At 51.0% G+C, this 15956-nt stretch carries 13 protein-coding genes and 1 tRNA gene; 10 read left to right on the plus strand and 4 right to left on the minus strand.

Features of this window, described 5'->3' with window-relative positions:
- Positions 1-2 precede the first annotated feature (2 nt).
- The 3 genes from flgA to flgN all read left to right on the plus strand — a co-directional run bounded on the left by flgA (position 3) and on the right by flgN (position 1692).
- Positions 3-710 carry a flagellar basal body P-ring formation chaperone FlgA gene (gene flgA / locus CCY32_RS08885; RefSeq protein WP_088330267.1) on the plus strand — a complete coding sequence of 236 codons (708 nt, stop codon included), beginning with the start codon at positions 3-5 and terminating at the stop codon, positions 708-710.
- A gap of 219 nt (positions 711-929) precedes the next feature.
- Positions 930-1268: a flagellar biosynthesis anti-sigma factor FlgM gene (gene flgM / locus CCY32_RS08890; protein ID WP_088330268.1), complete on the plus strand. Its 339-nt coding sequence runs from the start codon at positions 930-932 to the stop codon at positions 1266-1268.
- 4 nt (positions 1269-1272) lie between these two features.
- Positions 1273-1692 (plus strand): flagellar export chaperone FlgN, encoded by a 420-nt coding sequence (gene flgN / locus CCY32_RS08895; RefSeq protein ID WP_088330269.1) that lies wholly within the window; start codon positions 1273-1275, stop codon positions 1690-1692.
- Positions 1693-1836: 144 nt separating this feature from the next.
- Here flgN and CCY32_RS08900 read toward each other — a convergent pair whose 3' ends face one another.
- Positions 1837-2295: an LPP20 family lipoprotein gene (locus CCY32_RS08900; RefSeq protein ID WP_088330270.1), complete on the minus strand. Its 459-nt coding sequence runs from the start codon at positions 2293-2295 to the stop codon at positions 1837-1839.
- A 216-nt stretch (positions 2296-2511) separates the two neighbouring features.
- On the opposite strand from CCY32_RS08900, the gene CCY32_RS08905 reads away from it, so the two are divergent.
- The 3 genes from CCY32_RS08905 to CCY32_RS08915 all read left to right on the plus strand — a co-directional run bounded on the left by CCY32_RS08905 (position 2512) and on the right by CCY32_RS08915 (position 4451).
- Positions 2512-3666: a flagellar assembly protein T N-terminal domain-containing protein gene (locus tag CCY32_RS08905; protein ID WP_141096207.1), complete on the plus strand. Its 1155-nt coding sequence runs from the start codon at positions 2512-2514 to the stop codon at positions 3664-3666.
- A 123-nt stretch (positions 3667-3789) separates the two neighbouring features.
- A tRNA-Arg gene (locus CCY32_RS08910) sits at positions 3790-3864 on the plus strand.
- 134 nt (positions 3865-3998) lie between these two features.
- The gene (locus CCY32_RS08915) at positions 3999-4451 is read left to right on the plus strand and encodes a nuclear transport factor 2 family protein (RefSeq protein WP_210401712.1); all 453 of its coding nucleotides are present in this window, start codon (positions 3999-4001) and stop codon (positions 4449-4451) included.
- Positions 4452-4492: 41 nt separating this feature from the next.
- Here the strand turns inward: CCY32_RS08915 and CCY32_RS08920 are convergent, their stop codons facing one another.
- Complete coding sequence (locus CCY32_RS08920) at positions 4493-6508, minus strand: S9 family peptidase (RefSeq protein WP_246840582.1); 2016 nt, start codon at positions 6506-6508, stop codon at positions 4493-4495.
- A 341-nt stretch (positions 6509-6849) separates the two neighbouring features.
- Between CCY32_RS08920 and CCY32_RS08925 the strand changes: the two genes are divergently transcribed.
- From CCY32_RS08925 to smrA, 4 genes are all read left to right on the plus strand, one after another.
- Positions 6850-8004, plus strand: a complete 1155-nt coding sequence (locus CCY32_RS08925) for a paraquat-inducible protein A (protein WP_246840570.1) — start codon at positions 6850-6852, stop codon at positions 8002-8004.
- The gene (gene pqiB / locus CCY32_RS08930) at positions 7985-9640 is read left to right on the plus strand and encodes an intermembrane transport protein PqiB (RefSeq protein WP_088330274.1); all 1656 of its coding nucleotides are present in this window, start codon (positions 7985-7987) and stop codon (positions 9638-9640) included. The genes CCY32_RS08925 and pqiB overlap by 20 nt, the downstream gene beginning before the upstream one ends.
- Positions 9637-10224, plus strand: a complete 588-nt coding sequence (locus CCY32_RS08935; RefSeq protein WP_088330275.1) for an ABC-type transport auxiliary lipoprotein family protein — start codon at positions 9637-9639, stop codon at positions 10222-10224. The genes pqiB and CCY32_RS08935 overlap by 4 nt, the downstream gene beginning before the upstream one ends.
- A gap of 252 nt (positions 10225-10476) precedes the next feature.
- Positions 10477-11022, plus strand: a complete 546-nt coding sequence (gene smrA / locus CCY32_RS08940; protein WP_088330430.1) for a DNA endonuclease SmrA — start codon at positions 10477-10479, stop codon at positions 11020-11022.
- Here smrA and CCY32_RS17200 read toward each other — a convergent pair.
- Both CCY32_RS17200 and purL read right to left on the minus strand, forming a co-directional pair.
- Positions 10991-11158: a hypothetical protein gene (locus tag CCY32_RS17200; protein ID WP_168171460.1), complete on the minus strand. Its 168-nt coding sequence runs from the start codon at positions 11156-11158 to the stop codon at positions 10991-10993. The genes smrA and CCY32_RS17200 overlap by 32 nt on opposite strands.
- Positions 11159-11965: 807 nt before the next feature.
- Positions 11966-15859: a phosphoribosylformylglycinamidine synthase gene (gene purL / locus CCY32_RS08950; RefSeq protein WP_088330277.1), complete on the minus strand. Its 3894-nt coding sequence runs from the start codon at positions 15857-15859 to the stop codon at positions 11966-11968.
- Between the last annotated feature and the right edge of the window lie 97 nt (positions 15860-15956).

Raw genomic sequence — 15956 nt, forward strand, 5'->3', positions numbered from 1 at the left:
ATATGAAAAATTTTCCTAGCATTCTGAGAACACTGACATTTTTCTCTTTGATAGCGGTTTTCAACAGTGCAATCGCCACCCCCGAGTCTGTGCATGAAGCGATTCGCAGCGCGGCTACCGAGTTTGTTACATCCCAGGTTTCCACGGACAATAGCAGTACCGTTCATACTGAAGTGTCGGCTGCCAAAGTGGATCCACGTATCCAGGTGCCAGAATGCCGACAACCATTTCAGGCTTCGGCCAGTGACAATAGTCTGACGCAGAGCAATGTGACCGTGCGGGTATACTGTCCCGGCTCCAACTGGTTTTTGTATGTGATGGTCAACGTTCAGCAAAAGCAGGACGTGGTCGTGGCAAAGCAGGCTGTCTCGCCGGGAGAGCTATTGAATCAGGATCAACTAGAGGTGATCCGACTCGACGTCAATCAACTGCGCAGCAGCACCTATTCCAGCATAGAGAGTCTCAGCGGCGCGCGCAGTAAAAGGCGGCTTCGGGCAGGACAGCCAATTGAACCCTCTTTACTCTGCTATGTCTGCAAAGGAGACAATGTGGTGATTTCGGCTAACGTCAACGGATTGGAAATCAAAGCCAGTGGCATCGCTGAGCAGGACGGCAATATTGGCGATACCATTCGTATTGAAAACACCTCAAGCCGCCGACAGATTGATGCCACCGTGATCAGTGCATCGGAAGTGGCAGTCAGTATTTAAGGACCGCGCCATGGATGCCGATATAGAGGCATACAGGTATAATCGTGTCAGCCTTAAAGCGGTGCACCGTAATGCGTTAAATAGTGCTTGCGCTTTACTGCAATATGGCAAAGAGTGAGTGTTGGTAAAAATTTTGCTAGAATTCACCAAAGAGTGCTAAAGAACAGAAATTACCTGCCGATAACAAAGCAGAGGTAAAATAGGTAGTGGGAATTAAGCATGTCAGTTAACAACATTAACAGCAACAATGGCAACCTGAATAAAACACAGGTAGACAGCCAGAAGCTGAATCAGCAGACGCAAAATCAGGCGTCTACACAAACTGATAGTGCCCGCAGTCAAGCTGCGACGGCACCCAGGCAGGATTCTGTATCGCTGACCCAATCTGCTCAGCAATTGGCGCAAATGCAGAAGAAGAGCAACGATGCTCCTGTCAATCAGGAAAAAGTGGACCGCCTGAAAAAAGCCATTCAATCCGGTGAATATCGGGTTAACCCTGAAGTCCTGGCAAGCAAAATTGCCCGACTTGAAGCAGAACTGTTCGGGGTGAAGTCCTGATTTTATGAGTCAGATTAACGAGGCGATGAAGCATCAACAGGAGCTGCTGGGAAAGTTACAGCTGCTATTGGACAGCGAGTTACAACTTATCAGCTCCAGAGATGCCGAGGCGCTCATTAATCTGGTTAACCAAAAAGAAGCGTTGCTGGATGAGATTCAGCAGCAAGATCAGAAAATCGCCAGCCTCTACAGCAACGACAGCGTTAAGGATACCGACTTCGACGAGGCTAAAGCCGCAATACAGAAGCTGGTTGAAGATTGCCAATATCGCACGCAAATCAATGCGACAGCCGTTGAACAAGGTCAGTTAAGACTCGAGCACCTGCGCAACCTGATTATGGACGTGCGCGCCAAAGAAAGCCTGACCTATGACAAAGCCGGTAAAAAGAAATCCGGCCCTATGGGCGGCGGCGTCAAAGCCTAATTTTCAGTTTCCAGTTTCCAGTTTCCAGTTTCCAGTTTCCAGTTTCCAGTTTCCAAAAAAACATCCCCTTCCCCGCCAGAAAAGTCATGTTTAAGCTCATTTGTCTTTTTATCTGATCACTGCAAACTGATGCCTGACGGTTTGTCAGTAATATTTCACATCTTTAATGCGCCGGGGTTTAGCGACTGACAGATAAATGTCGTACACCTTTTTCATATCCAGTTCGAGCTCGGTGGCGTAGGTGTTCTCACCCACAGCATAGGTTCTTACCACCTTAGCGCCTCGAATGACCCCCTGCACAGAAGAGGCTAAATTTTCATCCTCCAGCAACATATTCTGTAATGACTGCTGGGCATTGACTCTGTGGCCATATACCTGCTCGGCAAGCTCACGATAAGCGTCCAGTTTAGAGGCTTTGACCGCCTGAAGCATGCGCAATGAGGGGGACTCTCCGGATTGCTCGTTGATTGGTGCATAGCCCACCGCAGTGAGAATGGGATAGCTGTCAGGCTCCACATATTCCCATTCCACATGTTTGTCATAGAGCACTGAACAACCACTGAGAAGCAGCATCAACATCGCCAGGACAGAAAAGGGTTTCATCGGGCACCTCAAGTATGTGTTGGGTCTGACTCATCGGAATCTACTTCCCGCTGAAGCGCAGACACATTGTTGTCAGGTTTATGAACGATAATACAAGCAAGTTACGTACCCTTTTGGGAAACATCGTTGGTACTTCTCGGACTATCGTCAAAAAAATGCTGCCAAAACGGTATATTTTGTGCAGGGAGGGTGAAGGATAAGTATGAGGTGGTTCCCGTGAATACATTGTTTTCTTTATTAGCCGTTGCCCTATCCCTATGCACCCTGTGCAGTTTTCAGGCTCAGGCTATTTGGTTTGAAGCCAGCGGACAAGCCGTTGTTCACAATGGTGATAAACGTCATGCCAGAAAAATGGCGACGCAGGAGGCACTCAAGCAAGCACTGATGTTTGCCGGTGCCCGTGTCAATAGCGTACAGCAGCTCGTCGACGGGCTATTACAGGATGATCGTCTGGAGGTGCGTGCCGGGGGTGAAGTCAATAAAGTGGAGCTCATTCACGAAAACTATCAGGGTGATATCGTCACCGTTGCCATCCGCGCGGACATTTTTCCGCAAGAAAGCCAGTGCCGGGCATCGGACTATCAGAAAAGTGTGGTGACCACCTGGTTTCCAATCCGCAATAAACAACAAGCGACGCTGGGACAACTCTACAATATCGGCAAAGATTTGCCTCGCCAGTTGCATCGCTCTTTTTCTGCCACCAGCCAACATGCCAATATTCACTCAGTGGAAAACTTCTATGTCACGCCCGGTAACGATTTAAGTCGTCAGGCAACTGCCTTGGCCCGCAAGGCCGGAGGACAGTTTGTGTTATTGGCAGAGATTACCGATATCAGCAATCAGCAGAGCGATCCGTCCATGCTGGCCTTCTGGAAAGACAGCGAGATCAATCGTAATTTTACTCTGGACGTCCACCTGATCAACGGTATGACCGGCGAGGTACTGATTTCACAGCCTTTTCATACTCAGTCAGACTGGCCCTTCGATCCCCATAACACCGTCGATACCGCCAGTAATACCTTCTGGCAATCCAGCTATGGGAGTGCTATCCGTCAACAACTGGATGACCTGGCACAGCGCATTGATGAAGAGATTGCCTGCCTGCCAGCCCATGGCAGAGTGTTACAAAGCAGCCATCAGCAATTGTCTATCGATATCGGTAAAGCCCATGGTGTGAGTCTTGGCGACAGGCTTAAGGTTTTTAAGCTGAATCAGTTTTACGATCCTATGGGGAACAGCCACTATCAGTATCAGGTGCATCCGGTGGAAGTACAGGTCACCAGATTGTCACTGCGCTCGTCGGTAGTGGAGTCAGTAAACGGTGTACCTCTTGCCAATATTCAGCCCAACGACTTTGTATCCAGACGCTGAGTGTCATACGTGCAGCCGATGATTATTTATCCACTCACCGACATCGGACTTTAAATTACCGGGGCCTTAGGTAATAATGCCCGCCGTCAGGGCCGTGACGCCCCTGCAACATAACCGCAATTGGTCCCCGTAGTTTAATGGATAAAACAAGGCCCTCCTAAGGCTTAGATCCAGGTTCGATTCCTGGTGGGGACGCCAGTATCAAATCGCACCCGCTGCTCTTCGCGGTAGTGTCTGTTATCACGTTGTTCTGACCTTTAGTCCCACCCCCTCTCTCGCTTACCGGATTTTTACGTTATACCTGTAATCTTTCGGCTATGGAGCACCTGACAATGGTCCGTCTGTTTCTAATCGGTTTTCTATTTAACATGAGCTTCGGTGTGATAGCCGATGACGACACACCTGAATCTGAACTGCTTCAACTACAGGAGCAGGTGTATCAGCGCGAGCAAGCCTTTGCTGACACTATGGCCGCTCGGGATTTTGTCGCATTTCAGTCTTTTCTTCATGAGGATGCCATCTTTTTCACTGACACTGACCCGCTCAGAGGTAAACAGGCAGTTTCAAAAGGCTGGCAAAGGTATTACCAGGACGATGCGGCTCCCTTTTCCTGGCAGCCCCTACACGTCGAGGTACTGGCCAGTGGGCACCTGGCCCATAGCAGTGGCCCGGTATTTAATCCTCAGGGTGAGTGTGTCGCCACGTTTAATTCGATATGGCAAAAAGAGCCTGATGGCCAATGGTTGGTGGTGTTTGATAAGGGTTCACCAGGTTGCCCCAACTAGCGGCCTGTGGTGAACCCGTTAACGGATATTTCCCGTCCCGGCTACTGCGCCTTTTGGTAACGTTCGAACCAGGCCAGCGTGTGCTCAATCTTGGCAATCATTCGTGACGGTTTGCCGGCAATGCCATGGGGCGTTCCGGGCACTCTGACCAGTGCCGCATCCACTCTCTTGAGTTTCAGCGCCTGATAGAATTGCTCAGATTCAGACATGGGCGTACGCCGGTCTTCTTCTCCTGTCATGATCAATGAGGGCGTGGTCACATTGCCCACCAGTGACAGCGGTGAGCGCTGCCAGTAATGCTCAAGATGTTCCCAGGGCATACCTGGAAACTGATTGCGAATTTGACCAAGGTAACTGTCTGCGGTGAGCACTTTACTCACCCAGTTGATAACCGGCTTGGTAATGGCCGCCGCGTTAAACCTATTAGTGAGGCCAATCGCATAGGCACTGGCAATGCCACCGGCTGAGCCACCGGCGATAAACAGGTTCTGACTATCAATAAATCCCTTGTCTATCATGGCATCGACGCCGGAGTTGTGATCCGCAAAGTCTTCTTTGGAGCTGTACTTGCCATCCAGCAGCATGGCAAACCGCTCACCATAAGAGGAACTGCCGCGGTGATTGGCGTAAAACACCACGTACCCCTCGGCGGCATAGCGCTGAAGTTCAGCACTGAAGTGTGGGCCGTAGGCAAGATGGGGGCCGCCATGGATCTCCAGAAGTAAAGGATACTCCTTTTTTGGATCAAATCCTGGCGGGGTGATATACCAACCCTGAATGGTTTCGCCGTCAAACGACGAGGCATATTCTATTTCGTGCACCTGTCCAAGCTGTTTATGACCCAGTGCATCCTGATTGACATTGGTTAATGCGCGATCTTTATCATTAAACCAATACCCCAAATCAGCCGGGCGCTGACTGTTGCCGCGCGTATAGGCCACAGCACCGTTTTCGGCCACGGAAAAGCTGCCGCTGATATAGGGGCGCCCCAGTGTGGTACCGGATACCTTATCCAGTATGGGCTGATAACTGCCATCCTGCTTAAGCCTTGCCAGTATGCGCTTGCCATGGTCATCGTACTGGATCATCAGCTCGTTATTATTGTGCCAGCCAAACTCGGATACAGAACGATCCAGTGTCTTTGTGACGCTCTTGGTTTTATCCGTGTCGAGGTCCCACACCCTGAGTTGTGTGTTCTGATAGGGCACTTTGGCATTGGTACGGCTTAAATAAGCCAGCTGCGAACCATCCGGAGAAAACTGCGGAGCATACTCCGAGCCCTCAGCAGTCGTCAGCTCAGTCAGTTTGCCGTCTTCTAAGCTGATCTGATACAAATTTGCTTCGCTGCCCTGATATTCCCAGTCTGCGTTACGGTTAGAAGTATAAACAATCGCGCTGCCATCTGGCCGCCAAGTAAGCGGGCCCCGATGCTGATAGTCTCCCTGCGAAACCTGTCTGGCGCTTCCACCTGTGGCAGGTACCACAAAAACATGCCGATACGCAGGCTCTAACATGCCGCGTCCATCGGCCTGGTATCTGGCTTTTTCAATGATGATTGGGGCTTCTGCCCACTCGGCCCCCTGGGGCTTTTTGGGTGTGTACACAGATCTAGCAAAATCGGTGGGGCCTGCCATCACATCCATGGTGAACGCAAGTTGCTGTCCATCGGGAGACCAGCTGATATCCCTTATACCTTTTTCCACCTGAGTCACCAGGGCAGTCTTGTCCTGTAACAGCCAATGCACATAGAGCTGACTGCGCCCATCGCGATTAGAGATAAAAGCCAATTTCTGACCATTGTCGGACCAGACCGGCTGGCTGTAATCATGCTGATCTGCAAACAGCGGGTAATTTTCATTGCTGTCCAGCTCGTACATCCACAAACTGTGTCTGTTATCGTCCTGCATGACATCAAAACTGCTGCGCACATAGACAATACGCGAGCCGTCAGGAGAGATTTGCGCATCACTGACATACTCAAGTTCAAAAATGTCTTCCGAGACAAAACGAGACCCATCCTGAGCCAACGCCGTCTGTGAAAACAGCACTGCCGACATCAGCATCGCCAGCATTCGTACAGCAACAAACATAAAGGTATTCTCCGGACAAAATATGGGCCTGTGACCATAAGCAGTTTTACTATTTGCCACAAGCCTGATGCGTTGTACTGCATAAAACGACGAGGACTTGCGCCAAACAATCCTCTGGAGGTCCGCCCTGTCCTGATAACGACAAAAAGACGGTAATCCTAAGCTGTACATTTGGCGCGGTTTACGCTCCACTTATAGGAGCCAGGCTGTTGCTGGCACGTTACTAAAAATTAGTGACACAGCCTTTGACTGGTTTAATTTTAATTGCCGCCGAGAGAATAACGCTATCTATGGATGATAATGTCGCCATGACTGAGGATTCGATTGAGGTGAGATGCCCGGAGTGCCACCTGTCAGTCTCGGTCACCGGATTGCAACACAAGCAAAAAGCCTTGTGTCCTCGCTGTGGCTATCAACTCACGCTACTGCGCTTCCAAGCCAACGATAAAATCATGGCATTCAGCCTGGCAGCGTTATGCTTCCTGATCGCGTCCATTCCGTTTGAGTTTATGATTTTCAGTGTTCAGGGACAGTTTCAGCGCATGAATATTCCACTCAGCATCAGCACTTTGGTAGAGCAGGAGTATCCGATCCTGGCAGTGATCCAACTGCTGGCCATCTACGTCATCCCGGCCTGCATCCTTATTTGCATGATTTATTTGAGTTTTTTTCTCAGAAAGCAGAAGTATCCGCCTCACGGTGGCTGGGTTAAACGTATCCTTTTCACGCTATTACCCTGGAGCATGGCAGAAATATTTTTAGTGGGAGCACTGATCAGCCTGATCAAAATACGGGACCTGGCGGATATCGCGCTGGGCCTGTCGTTTTATGCTTACCTTTTATTCACCCTGTGTCTGCTTTGTTGTCTGGTCTACCTGGATGATTTTCAACTCTCCAGAGATCTGCGTCGTTTGGGTGAAACACGCTGGAAACTGGCAAAAAAAGCGCCGCCGTCATTAAGCCATGTAACCCAGCGCACCTGGGCCTACCTGGTAGCCGCGTTAATCCTGTATATCCCGGCTAACACCTTACCCATTATGCATACCCGGGTACTGGGTCAGGAGCAGCCCAGCACAATACTTGGCGGCGTCGTCAGTCTTTGGCAAGATGGCTCTTACCCCGTCGCTTTGGTGATTTTTATCGCCAGTATCGCCGTGCCGGTGGGCAAGCTGGTGGTATTGAGCTGGCTTAACTACAGCATCCAGAAACAAGTAGCCAGTGGTCAGCAGTGGCGCACGCGCCTGTATCGCATTACGGACTTTATCGGACGCTGGTCGATGCTCGATGTCTTTGTCGTCGCCATTCTGGTCAGCCTGATCCAACTGGGTAACACCATGAGTGTTTATCCCGGACCGGCTGCCCTGGCGTTTTCTGCGGTTGTGATCCTGACGATGCTGGCCGCTAACAGTTTTGACAGCAGATTAATTTGGATAAAAAAACCTGATGACAACACCTCAGAATAATCGCGCTGCCCGGTTAGAGCCGGCTTCATCCTGGTCCAAGATCTGGCTGGTCCCCCTGGTCGCTTTAGGGATTGGTATCTGGATGGTATATACCGAACTCAGCCAACAGGGCCCCTTGATCAGCATCGAGTTCAGTTCAGCCAAAGGGCTGGAGGCCGGTAAGACCCGAATCAAAGCGCGGGATGTGGATATCGGCCTGGTCAAAGAGATTAAACTCGCGCCGGGCAGTAAAGGCGTTATTGTCACGGCCAGAATGACACAGGAATCAACACCGCTGCTAACCGAAGATGCCAGCTTTTGGGTGGTGTCGCCCAAAGTGAGCCTGTCTGGTGTGTCGGGTCTGTCCACCTTGCTTTCGGGCGCCTATATAGAACTGGCGCCCGGGGCAAGCGATCAAACAGCCACAAATTTCCGTGGCCTGGACGATCCCCCCCTGACGCCTGCCGGTTCGCCGGGTATGCATCTGACCCTGAGCAGTGGAGAGGAGTTTGCGTTCACTGAAGGAGACCCCATTATTTATAAAGGCATGACAGTGGGCAAAGTAGAAAACGTGTATTTCAATTATGCCGAGCGCACGGTCTACTACAACGCCTTTGTGCACGCCCCTTATCACCAGTTAATTACTGAAAACACCCGCTTCTGGAATATCAGCGGCGTTCAGGTGAAACTGGACACCGAAGGCTTAACTGTCGCCACAGGAAATCTGCAAACCTTGTTAACCAATGGCATCACCTTTGGACTGCCTGAAGGCATGCCAGCCGGTCAGATCATACGCCATCGCAGCTTTTTTCAGATCTATTCTAACTATGAACAGGCGTCTCAGCCTGAGTTAAAAGAAAAGCTGCAGTATGTAATCCTGCTGGAAGATTCGGTGAAAGGGCTGGATATTGGCGCCCCCGTCGAATACCAGGGCTTAACAGTAGGCAAAGTGGAACGCATTAACGTACCACTGCCATCCGAGCAACCTCCCTTTCTGCATAAGGATTATCGCATTCCGGTTATCCTTTCACTTTTCCCCGCACAATTAGGCTTACCTGACGATAAGCAAGGTGCAGCCACACTAAAAACACAAATGCTGGGCTGGATCGATGAAGGTCTCAGCGCATCGCTGGCAACGGGCAATCTGATTACCGGAAAACAATATGTGGAGCTGAAATATCACCCGAATCAGGAGGCCATCTCAGACCAGCAGTTGGGTGAACTGACCCTGATCCCCAGTATCTCCGGTGAGTTCTCGTTACTGACTCAAAAACTCGATGCCGTGCTGGATAAACTCAATGGGCTACCTCTGGAGCAGCTCAGCGCGGATATTTCCATGACCATGAACAGTGCCACCAGCACCATGGAGCAACTACAGAGCAGCCTTGCTGGGGTAGAAAGCCTGCTCAGTGAGATGGAGCAACAACAACTAGTGAGCGAACTCAACAGTGCCCTAAAAGCCTTTACCCAGCTCAGCGCTGACTATGGCTCCGGCTCGTCCAGTCACAACCAGCTTACCCGCTCATTAGCGCGGCTTGAACAGAGCTTGAGTCAGCTTCAACCCCTGTTACACAAACTCAATCAGCAGCCAAGCAGTCTGATATTCAGTCGTCATGGCGAAGAGCCACAGCCAAGAGCTAAAGGAAGCCAGAAATGAAAATTCGTCTCATACTATTGTCGGTGGTCATGCTCAGCGCGTGTAGTGCCTCTCCCCCTGCAATCGAATATTACCTTCTGGATACTCCCTCGAGCGCAGTTAGCAAAGGCCAGAGCAATGTGCCAGCGGTGGTGCTGGAAAGTCTGCAAATGCCGGATTACCTGCTCCAAAACGGTTTAGTCATGAGCAAAGGCACGAATCAACTGCATATATCCAGTCAGCACTACTGGGCTCAGAGCATGAAAACCGCAGTACAGAGTGTCCTGCTAAAAGAGTTAAATGGTGCAGACAGCAACCTGCGCCTGCTCGCTGGCGCAGAGGTAACGGCACAACACAGCCGTTATCAGCTGCACATCGACCTGATACATCTTCTGATTGTTCAGCAACACGGTATCCGGCTGCAAGCCCGTTATTGGCTTACCGGACAGGAAAAAAATAAAATCCTTCACCAGGGTACCAGTGATATTGATATCGCACTCACCGCTGATGGGTATGAACATGCCGTAGAAAAAATGCGTGAGGCGGTTGTGAAATTTTGCCAGCAACTGAACCAGGAACTGGGCCCGGCAGTATTAGTCCATTAGTCTGGCATACCTGCCTGCAATGAGATGGGGACAATAATATATAGGTACTATACGGGCCGGTCAGGCAAAAATGGTAAACTTCGCCGACGAAAATCTTTACCTTATCGGGACACCGTTTTTATCCGTCTGAGCATTTTGGCAATGACGTCACCGCTGTATCTCACTGCGCTAACAGTATTCGCGTTAAATTCTTAAACAGGAGGAGTCATCGTGGAGGACACTAAAAAAGATCTTCAGGATTTTCTCGATGCCATGCAGGATGTTCGCCCCATTGCTTCCGATGACAAGGTGGTACTTCACCAGCCAGCCACAGAAACCCTGGCTCAACGACTTAAGCGTGAAGCACTGGAGCACATTAATATTCATAGTACTAATCCGCTTAGCACAGAGAGTGTGGAGCCGGTGGCACCCTATGATTATCTGGAATTTAAGAAAGCTGGTGTACAAGAAGGTGTCTACAAGAAGCTCAGGTTGGGTAAATACCTGATCGATGACGTGCTGAATATGCAAAGAATGAGTGTGGAGCAGGCCCGCAAAGCGTTGTTTGAAACAATAATGCATGCCCATCAACGCGGGCTGAGAACCCTGTTAATCCAGCATGGCCTCGGGCTGAACAGTAAACCCATACCGGCCCTGATAAAAAGCTATGTGAATCAGTGGTTGCGGCAACTGCCTGTGGTGTTGGCATATCATACGGCGCAGAAGCAACACGGTGGCATGACAGCCACCTATGTACTGCTTCAGAAAAATCAGCAACAGAAACAGATTAATCGTGAACGCCACCAGAAACCGAAGTAACGATAACGCTACGCTCTGCATGCTGCGGATACAGGGGCGCAGATTCTGCTCTGGCCCCAAAGAACGCCGTTACAACCATGATAATCACGGCAAACAGCACTCCGGCAAGACCAAAGCCTCTTGATGAGCGATTCATAAACCATCTCTTTTATTGTTTTATTGTCTACAAATCCCTGCTCGGTCCTCTCCACTCAGTTATTACGTCCATGACATAACCAAACTACGCTGAAAAGGAGACCGTGGCATGCTGTACAGATCAGACCAATGCACGGTTCAGTACAGATAGTAAACAGGGTTTTGTTATTTAACAACAGCTTAGCTAAAAAAATGTCATTTTTTTGACTTTTCATACAGAATTCCATGGATCTGCAACAATTCTGACAAGCATTCGATATAGAAATGGCGCTGAAATCTCATGGATTGCCGTGATGGCTCTGCGTTTACCTGAGACAACAACCTGGCAGGAATACGTACTAAAAGTACAGATTATGTTTGCTTCCGTCAGAGCATGGCCTCATAAACCCTTGCGGATATTTTCGGCCCATGGTTATCAGGGAAGATCCATATGCGGTGTCTGCAGACATTCTCATGCGTCCGTCGGTCCCCGGACATCGCCGGAAAAACGTTCCCGGCATTTCCGGCATACCGTCCATCCCTGGACATCGCCGGAAAAACGTTCCCGACATTTCCGGCATACCGTCCATCCCTGGACATCGCCGGAAAAACGTTCCCGACATTTCCGGCATACCGTCCATCCCTGGACATCGCCGGAAAAACGTTCCCGACATTTCCGGCATACCGTCCATCCCTGGACATAAAAACGGCACCTGCAGTGACTGAAGGTGCCGTGAAAAGGTGAGCGTCCTGCTCATTCAATGTTTACTCATCACTCCACGCTAAGGAGTATGGATATAGACAGTCATATCGATAAAAAAATTCCCGTTTAATCAACAAATACCCGGGCATTTCTGAATAATCGCATCCAGGGACTATCTTCCTGCCAGTCGTCAGGATGCCAGGAATTCGCCACCGTGCGGAAAACACGCTCAGGATGCGGCATCATGATTGTCACACGACCGTCTGTTGTGGTTAAACCGGTGATCCCCTCAGGCGAACCATTGGGGTTCGCGGGGTACTGCTCGGTTACTACTCCGTAGTTATCCACATAGCGCAGCGCCACCTTACCCGAATTCAAAGACTGCGTAAGCGCTGATGGGTCGGCAAACTCAGCCCGGCCCTCACCGTGGGACACGGCGACCGGCATGCGAGACCCCTGCATGCCCTGTAACAATACGGAGTCGGATTTCACCACTTCAACCATTGAAAACCTTGCCTCAAAACGTTCACTGCGATTGGTCACAAAGTGGGGCCAATGCTCCGCACCCGGAATCAGAGTCTTGAGATTCGACAGCATCTGACAGCCATTACAGACACCCAGTGAGAAGGTGTCATTGCGACTGAAGAACGCCGCAAACTGGTCGCGGGCGCGGCCATTAAACAGGATAGACTTGGCCCAGCCTTCACCCGCCCCGAGTACGTCACCATAAGAAAATCCGCCACAGGCCACTAATCCCTGGAACTGGCTCAGATCCACACGCCCTTTAAGAATGTCACTCATATGAACATCTATGGCGGCAAATCCGGCCCGGCTGAATGCCGCTGCCATCTCCACATGGGAGTTAACGCCCTGCTCTCTTAAAATCGCCACGCGGGGCTGAACACCTGTACTGAGATTCGCAGCAATCAGCGGTGCAGCAACATCCTCATTCAAATCAAAGGTCAGGTGAGCATGTAAGCCCGGATCGGCCACATCATTTTTCTGACGCAACTCCTGCTCGGCACATTCAGGGTTATCCCGCAAAGACTGCATATGATGCGTGGTCTGTGCCCATAAATTACGGTAATGACCACGGCTGGACGCCAGCACGGTGCGCTGTTCCTGCTGAAAACGAATGCTCTCACCTTCAACAGGCTGACCAATATCATGTACCACGTCCTGCAAACCTTGTGCTGCAAATAACGACATCACCTGTCCGAGATCTGCGGTTTTGACCTGGATCACCGCTCCAAGCTCTTCACTGAACAACGCTGGCATGACATCACCCAATCCATCCAGGCTGATATCCAGGCCACAGTGACCGGCAAAAGCCATTTCTGCCAGTGTTGTAAACAAGCCTCCGTCAGAGCGGTCGTGATAGGCCAACAGCATATTTTGCTGATTGAGTTGCTGGATGGCATTGAAGAATCCGCTCAGTAACTCAGGGTTATCCAAATCCGGTACCCTGTTACCGAGCTGCGTGTAAACCTGCGCCAGACAGGAGCCACCGAGGCGGTTCTGACCACGTCCCAGGTCCACCAATACCAATCGGGTATCGCCGCTATCCAGACGCAACTGTGGCGTACGGGTGCGCCGTACGTCCTCCACTCTGGCGAAAGCGGTAATCACCAGAGACAGCGGAGATGTGACAGACTTATCCTGCCCTTGCTGCTGCCAGCGGGTTTTCATTGACATGGAGTCCTTACCAACGGGAATGGTCAATCCCAGTGCCGGACACAGTTCTTCACCCACCGCTTTTACCGCCGCGTACAACCCTGCGTCTTCACCGGGGTGGCCCGCTGCAGCCATCCAGTTGGCAGAAAGCTTGATACGTTTCATTTCACCAATATCCGCCGCCGCAATATTGGTAATGGCTTCTGCCACCGCCATTCTTGCAGATGCTGCATGATCAAGCAGCGCCAATGGCGTACGTTCACCCATCGCCATGGCCTCGCCATGGTAGGTGTCATAGGCTGAGGCTGTTACCGCCACATCCGCCACGGGGATTTGCCAGGGCCCCACCATCTGATCGCGACTGACCAGACCGGTGACGGTGCGATCGCCAATAGTGATGAGGAAGGTTTTTTCTGCCACAGTGGGCAGTTGTAATACCCGCTCTGCTGCCTGCTCGGGATCAATACCATCGAGTGCGACGGCCTGACCTTCAAACGAAGCTGATTGTACATCCCGGTGCATTTTGGGCGGCTTACCCAACAATACATCCAGGGGCATATCCACCGGCGCATTGTCAAAGTGGCTATCATTCAATGTCAGATGAGGTGCTTCGGTAGCTTCACCAACAACCGCGTAAGGCGCGCGCTCTCGTTCACAGATTTGTGCAAACAAGGGCAGATTGTCTGGCGCCACGGCCAGTACATAACGCTCCTGAGATTCATTACACCAAAGCTGCAGAGGCGACATACCGGGTTCATCATTGGGAATATTGCGCAATTCAAAGCGTCCGCCACGACCGGCATCATTGACCAGCTCCGGAAACGCATTGGACAGCCCACCGGCGCCGACATCATGAATAAACTGGATGGGGTTGTCTTCACCCATGGCCCAGCATCGGTCGATCACTTCCTGGCAACGCCGTTCGATTTCCGGATTGTCCCGTTGTACAGATGCAAAATCCAGCGCTTCACTGGATTGTCCTGAGGCCATGGAAGACGCCGCGCCCCCACCAAGACCGATATTCATCGCAGGGCCACCCAGGGCAATCAATTTGGCACCAACAGTGATGTCACCCTTTTGTGTGTGCTGTGGCCGAATATTACCCAGTCCGCCTGCCAGCATAATGGGCTTGTGATAACCGCGCACTTCTTCGCCATTGAAGCTGCTGACCTGCTGCTCATAGGTACGGAAATACCCGAGAATGTTGGGCCGCCCAAACTCATTGTTAAAGGCTGCTCCCCCCAGAGGGCCTTCCAGCATAATGTCCAGCGCACTGACAATATGGCCTGGCTTACCGTAGTCCTGTTCCCATGGCTGCTCATAGCCGGGAATACGCAGATTTGAGACACTGAAGCCTACCAGCCCGGCTTTGGGTTTAGAGCCGCGACCTGTAGCCCCTTCATCACGGATTTCACCGCCCGAACCTGTGGCGGCGCCGGGGAAGGGAGAAATCGCCGTGGGATGATTATGGGTTTCCACCTTCATCAGAATATCAATGCGTTCCTGATGATATTGATAGACCTTGTCCTCACCGTCAGCGAAAAAACGACCGGCAAATGAGCCTTCCATCACGGCAGCATTGTCTTTATATGCCGAGGAAACGTAGTCAGGGCATTGCTCAAAGGTATTCTTGATCATCTTAAACAGCGATTTGGGCTGCTTAAGTCCATCAATACTCCAGTCCGCGTTAAAGATTTTATGTCGGCAGTGCTCTGAGTTGGCCTGTGCAAACATATACAGTTCCACATCATTAGGATTGCGACCCAGACGTTTAAAACTGCTTAACAGATAGTCAATTTCATCTTCTGCCAACGCCAGCCCCATCTCCTGGTTAGCCTGCTCAAGCGCAGTACGGCCCTGCCCCAGAATATCCACGGTGCGCATCGGCGTAGGTTGTTGCTGTATAAACAGGGATGCGGCCTGGTCCATGTCATTGAGCACGGACTCTGTCATGCGGTCATAGAGCAGCTCCTGGTACTCTGCTAACCGGGTGTCATCAATCCCTTCCAGATAAAACGCAATACCACGCTCTAACCGTTTAACCTGAGTTAAACCGCAGTTGTGGGCGATGTCGGTGGCCTTGGAAGACCAAGGGGAGATGGTGCCGGGTCTGGGGACGACCAGTAACATTTTACCCTGTACGTCGCGATCCTGTGCTTTGGGTCCGTAGACCAGCAAGCTGGATAACACCTTATGCTCCTCCGGGCTCAATTCCCCCTCAGTCTGGGCAAAATGCACGTACTCTGCGCTCAGGGCAGAAATATCAAGCTGCCTGTCAGTAAATTGTGCGAGCAGTTTATTGATTCGGAACTCAGAGAGGGCTGGCGCCCCGCGAAGAACTAGCATGCTATCTATCACCAAAGTTGCTGGAAATGTCAGGCCGCGGATTATATACCGATTGGGCTGCGAGTGATAGTTCAAGCGCCCGTTCAAAGGCCTGTCG

Source organism: Lacimicrobium sp. SS2-24 (assembly GCF_002201535.1).
Classification (GTDB): domain Bacteria; phylum Pseudomonadota; class Gammaproteobacteria; order Enterobacterales; family Alteromonadaceae; genus Lacimicrobium.

Coding starts and splice junctions, on each gene's coding strand:
- flgA (WP_088330267.1), top strand. CDS start 3: ATGAAAAATTTTCCTAGCATTCTGAGAACACTGACATTTTTCTCTTTG.
- flgM (WP_088330268.1), top strand. CDS start 930: ATGTCAGTTAACAACATTAACAGCAACAATGGCAACCTGAATAAAACA.
- flgN (WP_088330269.1), top strand. CDS start 1,273: ATGAGTCAGATTAACGAGGCGATGAAGCATCAACAGGAGCTGCTGGGA.
- CCY32_RS08900 (WP_088330270.1), bottom strand. CDS start 2,295: ATGAAACCCTTTTCTGTCCTGGCGATGTTGATGCTGCTTCTCAGTGGT.
- CCY32_RS08915 (WP_210401712.1), top strand. CDS start 3,999: ATGGTCCGTCTGTTTCTAATCGGTTTTCTATTTAACATGAGCTTCGGT.
- CCY32_RS08920 (WP_246840582.1), bottom strand. CDS start 6,508: ATGTCGGCAGTGCTGTTTTCACAGACGGCGTTGGCTCAGGATGGGTCT.
- CCY32_RS08925 (WP_246840570.1), top strand. CDS start 6,850: ATGACTGAGGATTCGATTGAGGTGAGATGCCCGGAGTGCCACCTGTCA.
- pqiB (WP_088330274.1), top strand. CDS start 7,985: ATGACAACACCTCAGAATAATCGCGCTGCCCGGTTAGAGCCGGCTTCA.
- CCY32_RS08935 (WP_088330275.1), top strand. CDS start 9,637: ATGAAAATTCGTCTCATACTATTGTCGGTGGTCATGCTCAGCGCGTGT.
- smrA (WP_088330430.1), top strand. CDS start 10,477: ATGCAGGATGTTCGCCCCATTGCTTCCGATGACAAGGTGGTACTTCAC.
- CCY32_RS17200 (WP_168171460.1), bottom strand. CDS start 11,158: ATGAATCGCTCATCAAGAGGCTTTGGTCTTGCCGGAGTGCTGTTTGCC.
- purL (WP_088330277.1), bottom strand. CDS start 15,859: ATGCTAGTTCTTCGCGGGGCGCCAGCCCTCTCTGAGTTCCGAATCAAT.